The organism is Hydrogenophaga sp., assembly GCF_041633695.1.
Classification (GTDB): domain Bacteria; phylum Pseudomonadota; class Gammaproteobacteria; order Burkholderiales; family Burkholderiaceae_C; genus Hydrogenophaga.
The window spans coordinates 1-5,210 of record NZ_JBFJMY010000304.1 but is presented as its reverse complement, the minus strand read 5'-3'; the positions used below and the strand labels follow the sequence as shown (position 1 = coordinate 5,210).

Annotated in this window: 6 protein-coding genes; all 6 read left to right on the top strand. The window is 65.6% G+C overall.

Annotated elements, in window-relative coordinates; all coding sequences use genetic code 11:
- Positions 1-765, top strand: a 765-nt coding sequence (locus ABYB95_RS16565; RefSeq protein WP_372659658.1) for an ABC transporter ATP-binding protein, incomplete at its 5' end; no start/stop codon positions are given.
- Entirely contained in the window at positions 762-1,499 is a 738-nt protein-coding gene (locus tag ABYB95_RS16560) for an ABC transporter ATP-binding protein (RefSeq protein WP_372659657.1), read from the top strand. The genes ABYB95_RS16565 and ABYB95_RS16560, both read left to right, overlap by 4 nt.
- Before the next feature lie 60 nt (positions 1,500-1,559).
- Positions 1,560-2,285 carry a bifunctional nicotinamidase/pyrazinamidase gene (gene pncA / locus ABYB95_RS16555; RefSeq protein WP_372659656.1) on the top strand — a complete coding sequence of 242 codons (726 nt, stop codon included), beginning with the start codon at positions 1,560-1,562 and terminating at the stop codon, positions 2,283-2,285.
- A gap of 83 nt (positions 2,286-2,368) precedes the next feature.
- On the top strand, positions 2,369-3,541 hold the full coding sequence (locus tag ABYB95_RS16550) for an ABC transporter substrate-binding protein (RefSeq protein ID WP_372659655.1): 1,173 nt from the start codon (positions 2,369-2,371) through the stop codon (positions 3,539-3,541).
- A gap of 148 nt (positions 3,542-3,689) precedes the next feature.
- Entirely contained in the window at positions 3,690-4,196 is a 507-nt protein-coding gene (locus tag ABYB95_RS16545; protein ID WP_372659654.1) for a (2Fe-2S)-binding protein, read from the top strand.
- The coding region (locus ABYB95_RS16540) for a molybdopterin cofactor-binding domain-containing protein (protein ID WP_372659653.1) at positions 4,193-5,210 on the top strand (1,018 nt) is incomplete at its 3' end. The genes ABYB95_RS16545 and ABYB95_RS16540, both read left to right, overlap by 4 nt.

Here is a 5,210-nt window from a genome sequence, read left to right as displayed (position 1 = left end):
TCGGGCCTGGGCAAGTCCTTCGGTGGCGTCCAGGCGGTGGACGGCATCAGCTTCGAACTGGCCGCTGGCGAGTTGCTGGCCCTGATCGGCCCCAACGGCGCTGGCAAGTCGACCACCTTCAACATGGTCAACGGCCAGTTGCGTGCCGACGCCGGTTCGATCCAGCTGGATGGACAGGAACTGATTGGACGCGCGCCGCGCGACATCTGGCGCCTGGGCGTGAGCCGCACCTTTCAGATCGCTGAGACCTTTGCTTCGCTGACGGTGGTGGAAAACGTGCAAATGGCCTTGTTGTCGGCCGACCGCAAGCTGTTTTCCACCTGGCGCCGCGCAGCCGATTACAAGCGCGCCGAAGCCTTGGCCTTGCTGGATCAGGTCAGCATGAAAGCCCAGGCCGACCGGCCTTGTAGCGTGTTGGCGTATGGCGATGTCAAACGTGTGGAACTTGCCATGGCCATGGCCAACAACCCCAAACTGCTGTTGATGGACGAGCCCACTGCCGGCATGGCGCCCAAGGAGCGCAACGATTTGATGGCCTTGACCAAACAGCTGGTGATCGACCGTGGCATGGCGGTGCTGTTCACCGAACACAGCATGGACGTGGTGTTCGCTTACGCCGACCGCATGATCGTGCTGGCGCGCGGTCGCCTGATTGCCGAAGGGCAGCCGCTGGAAATCCGCGACCACCCCAAGGTGCAAGAGGTGTACTTCGGCAGTGGCAAGACGTTTGAGAAAAAGACCCAGGTGCAGGAGTCCGCAGCATGAGCGACGACAAAGCCATTTTGTTGCAGGCCCAAGGTTTGTGTGCCTGGTACGGCGCGGCGCAGATTTTGTACGAAGTCGGCATCGAGGTGCGGCGCGGCGAAGTCGTGGCCTTGATGGGGCGCAACGGCGCCGGCAAATCGACCACGCTCAAGACGCTGATCGGCATGCTGGACAAGCGGCGCGGCCAGGTGTCTTTTCTGGGCGCCGACATCTCCGCCAGCGAGCCCCACCATGCCGCGCGCATGGGCCTGGGCTTTGTGCCGGAGGACCGGCGCATCTTCACCGACCTGACCGTGACCGAGAACCTGGAGGTGGGGCGACAGGCCGCACGCCGCTGGCCCGACGGCAGCGCGGCCCCGGTATGGACACCGCAACGCCTGTTCGAGCTGTTTCCCAACCTGGGCGAGATGCCGAACCGGCCGGGCGGCCGCATGAGCGGTGGCGAGCAGCAAATGCTGACCGTGGCACGCACCTTGATGGGCAATCCCTACCTGGTCTTGCTCGATGAGCCCTCCGAAGGGGTGGCGCCGGTGATCGTGGAACAGATGGTGCACATGATCCTGGCGCTCAAGGCACAGGGCGTGAGCATCTTGCTGTCCGAGCAGAACATGCATTTTGCGGAACTGGTGTCCGACCGGGCCTATGTGCTGGAGAAGGGGCAGATCCGTTTTGAAGGTTCGATGGACGAGCTGGCCGCCAACGAAGAGGTGCGGCGCGCCTACCTCAGCGTGTAGCCAACCGAGCGATTTTCGTTGTCGTTGTCGTCATTTCAACCGTTACCAGGAGATCGCACCATGTACCCAGCTACCCGCAGAACCATGTTGAAAAATCTGTCTGGCGCAGGCCTCGTGGCGGTGGCCGGCCTGGCTGGGCGCATGGCCTTTGCCGCCGGCATCCGGCCCGACGGCAAAAGCGCCTTGATCGTGGTGGATGTGCAGAATTGCTTTGTCACGGGCGGCACGCTGCCCGTCAAGGGCGGGGAGGAGGTGGTCCCGGTGATCAACCAGCTCGCCGCGCGCTTCGAAAACATCGTCATCACGCAGGACTGGCACACCCCAGGCCATGCCTCGTTTGCCAGCGCCCATGCCGGCAAGAAGCCTTTTGATACGCAGAAAATGCCCTACGGCAACCAGGTGCTCTGGCCCGATCACTGCGTGCAAGGCAGCGACGATGCCGCCTTGCACAAAGACCTGCGACTGCCGACGGCCCAGGTGATCGTGCGCAAGGGCTACCACCAGGATGTCGACAGCTATTCGGCCTTCATGGAAGCCGATGGCAAGACGCCCACCGGCCTGGGGGCCTACCTGAAGCAGCGCGGCATCACGCAGGTGTTCGTGACCGGTCTGGCCACCGATTTCTGCGTCGCCTGGACCGCCATGGACGCGCGCAAAGCGGGCTTCGCGGTTTATGTGATCGAGGACGCCACGCGGGCCATCGATCTGAACGGTTCGCTGGCGGCGGCCTGGAAAAAAATGCAAACGGCGGGTGTGAAGCGCATCCAGTCGGCCGACATCGCCTGAGCCGCTTGCCTTCCTCGGGCAGCCGCGTGCTCGGCTGCGCGTTTGACACACCGAATCCCAGCGGGTCTGCAAGGAGCCAAGCAATGCGTTACATGGATCGTCGAGGTATCTTGAAGGCACTGCCGGCTGCGGGCTTGCTGGCGGCGGCGGGCAACACCTGGCCCGCTGTGCCTGCCAGGGGTGCGCCGTTGTGGTTGGCCCAGGTGGCCTCGCAAACGAATCCGTCGGCGGCCACCAATTCGCGTGGCATGTACCTGGGCATGAAGGCGCTGTTCGACCAGGTCAACGCGGCGGGCGGCATCGACGGCAGACCGATCCAGGTGAGCAACCACGACGACAACCTGACGCCCGCCCGCATGGTCGAGATCACCAACAAGACCTTGGTGCCGGACCCCAAAGTCCTGGCCTTGATCGGCTACATCAACACCGGCGGCCTGACCGCGCTGGCGAAAGAGGGCGTTTTTGCCAAGAGCGGCATCGCGATGATCGCGCCGCTGCAGGGCGATCACCAGGTGATCGATGCCGAGAACGTGTTTCCGTTCCGCGCCGGTTATGCCGACGAGGTGAACGCGCTGGTGGAGCACGCCAAGACCATGAGCCACCGGCGTCTGGCCATCATGGCGTACAGCATCGCATTTGGACCGGCGATGGCGAAAGTGGCCGAAGAGGCCGCGCGCCGGCAGGGGCTGGAGGTGTCGGTCACCATGGTCGACGCCGACCCCGCGCGGATCGAGCAAAACATGGCCCAGGCCGCCAGCAAGGTGGCCGAGTTCCAGCCCAGTGCGGTGATGATGTTGTGTGCTGGCAGCTACGCCACCGAGTTTGCCCAGGCGATCCGGCTCGGCCCGGCGGCCTCCGCGCAGTTGTATTGCATTTCGGTGGTGCTGGCCGACAACCTGGTCCAGGCTTTGGGAGCGGCCAAGGCGCGCGGCATCGTGCTGTCTCAGGCGGTGCCGTTCCCGTTGGCCCAGGGGTATCCGATGGTCTTGGAGTACCAGCGGGTGATGAAGACCCAATTGCCGCAGGAACCGCTTTCGTTTGCCACGCTGGAGGGGTTTGCGGCGGCGAAGATCGCCGTGGAAGCCTTGCGCCGTGCCGGTGCGAATCCCACGCGGGAAAGCATCGTGCTGGCGCTGAACAACGCGGGCGAGATCAATCTCGGCGGCATCTACGTCAAGTACGCCAAGGCCGTGCGCCACGGCTGGCGCAAGGTCGACCTGACCATCATCGATGCCGCCGGCAAGCTGGTGCGCTGAGGCCAAGCCAGATGGGCACCACGGACGGGCGTTTGAGGTAAAACCATTTTGGTCGCAACAGCCGTGCAAGGACACGGCGCTGCTCAGCCCGCACACACGCACGCAGCGGGCGGGCACGTTATTGAAGCCTTGAACTGAAAATGCACGCATGACCGAGACCGCCAAGCCTCCGATCCAATTGACCGTCAATGGCCGCCACCACAGCCTGCCCGCCGCTGGCGACGCGTCCTTGTTGCATGTGCTGCGCAACGACCTGGCGCTGAACAGTCCGAAATACGGTTGTGGTCTGGGCGAGTGCGGCGCCTGCACCGTGCTGGTGGACGGTATTGCCGCCCGGGCCTGCGTGATCCCGGCGGGTGGCGTGGCGGGGCGTGCCATCACCACGCTGGAGGGACTGGCCCCGCCGGGTGGCTTGCACCCGGTTCAGCAGGCCTTCATCGAGGCACAGGCGGCGCAGTGTGGCTATTGCCTGAGCGGCATGATCGTGATGACGGTGGCGCTGCTGGCACGCAGGCCCGATCCGACCGACGACGAGATCCGCGCCGAGTTGTCCGGCAACCTGTGCCGCTGCGGCACGCATCTGGAAATTCTCCAGGCGGTGCGGCGCGCCGCCGAGCTGACGCGTTGGGCGGCGACCACGGGGGGTGCCGCGTGAGCCGCCGCGCAGACGCCCCGCTCAGCCGTGCCGACTTCCACGCCGCAACGGGTGTGCTGCTGGTGACGCGCGATCCACCGCCCGCGCCGCCGCCCGTTCGGGGGCAACCGGCCTTGGTCAGCGGCAACCCGCTGGAAGGCGTGGAAATCCTGATCGCGGTCTGGGACGATGGCAGCGTGACCGCGCTCAACGGCCACGTGGATCTGGGCACTGGCATACGCACGGCGTTGAGCCAGATCGTGGCCGAAGAGCTGGACGTGGCGCTGGATCGGGTCCACATGGTGCTGGGCGATACCACCCGTGCGCCCAACCAGGGCGCGACCATTGCCAGCGCCTCGATACAAATCCATGCCGTGCCCTTGCGGGCCGCGGCTGCGCAGGCGCGTGCCTGGCTGTTGGCCCGCGCGGCCGAGCGCCTGGGTGTGGACGCCGCACTGCTGGCGGTGCGCGACGGCGTGGTTTCGGTGGTCGGCAGCGACGACCACAAGCTGCCCTATGGCGCTCTGTTGGATCAGCAGCGGGTGAGCCTGACGTTGGCGCTGGATACCCCGCTCAAGTCTGCGGCGGACTACCGGCTGGTGGGCACCAGCACGGCGCGGGTGGACATTCCGGCCAAGGCCACCGGCGCGCTCACCTTTGTGCACGACATGCGCGTGCCCGGCATGCTGCATGGGCGGGTGGTGCGCCCGCCCTATGCCGGCGCCGACCACGGTGACTTCATCGGCAACACATTGGAATCGGTGGACGAGGCCTCGATCGCGCACATTCCCGGCGTGCGCGCGGTGGTGGTGATCCGCGATTTTGTCGGCATCGTGGCCGAGCGCGAAGAGCATGCCGAACAGGCTTTGCGCGAGCTGCGCGTGGCGTGGAAGTCCTGGCCGGGCCTGGCCAACCTGGATGATCTGGCCAACGCGATCCGCACCAACCCGGCGACCCAACGCCAGCTCATCGACGAAGGCGACGTGGATGCCGCCATCGCGGGCGCCGCCCAATCCATGGCGCGCAACTACGTCT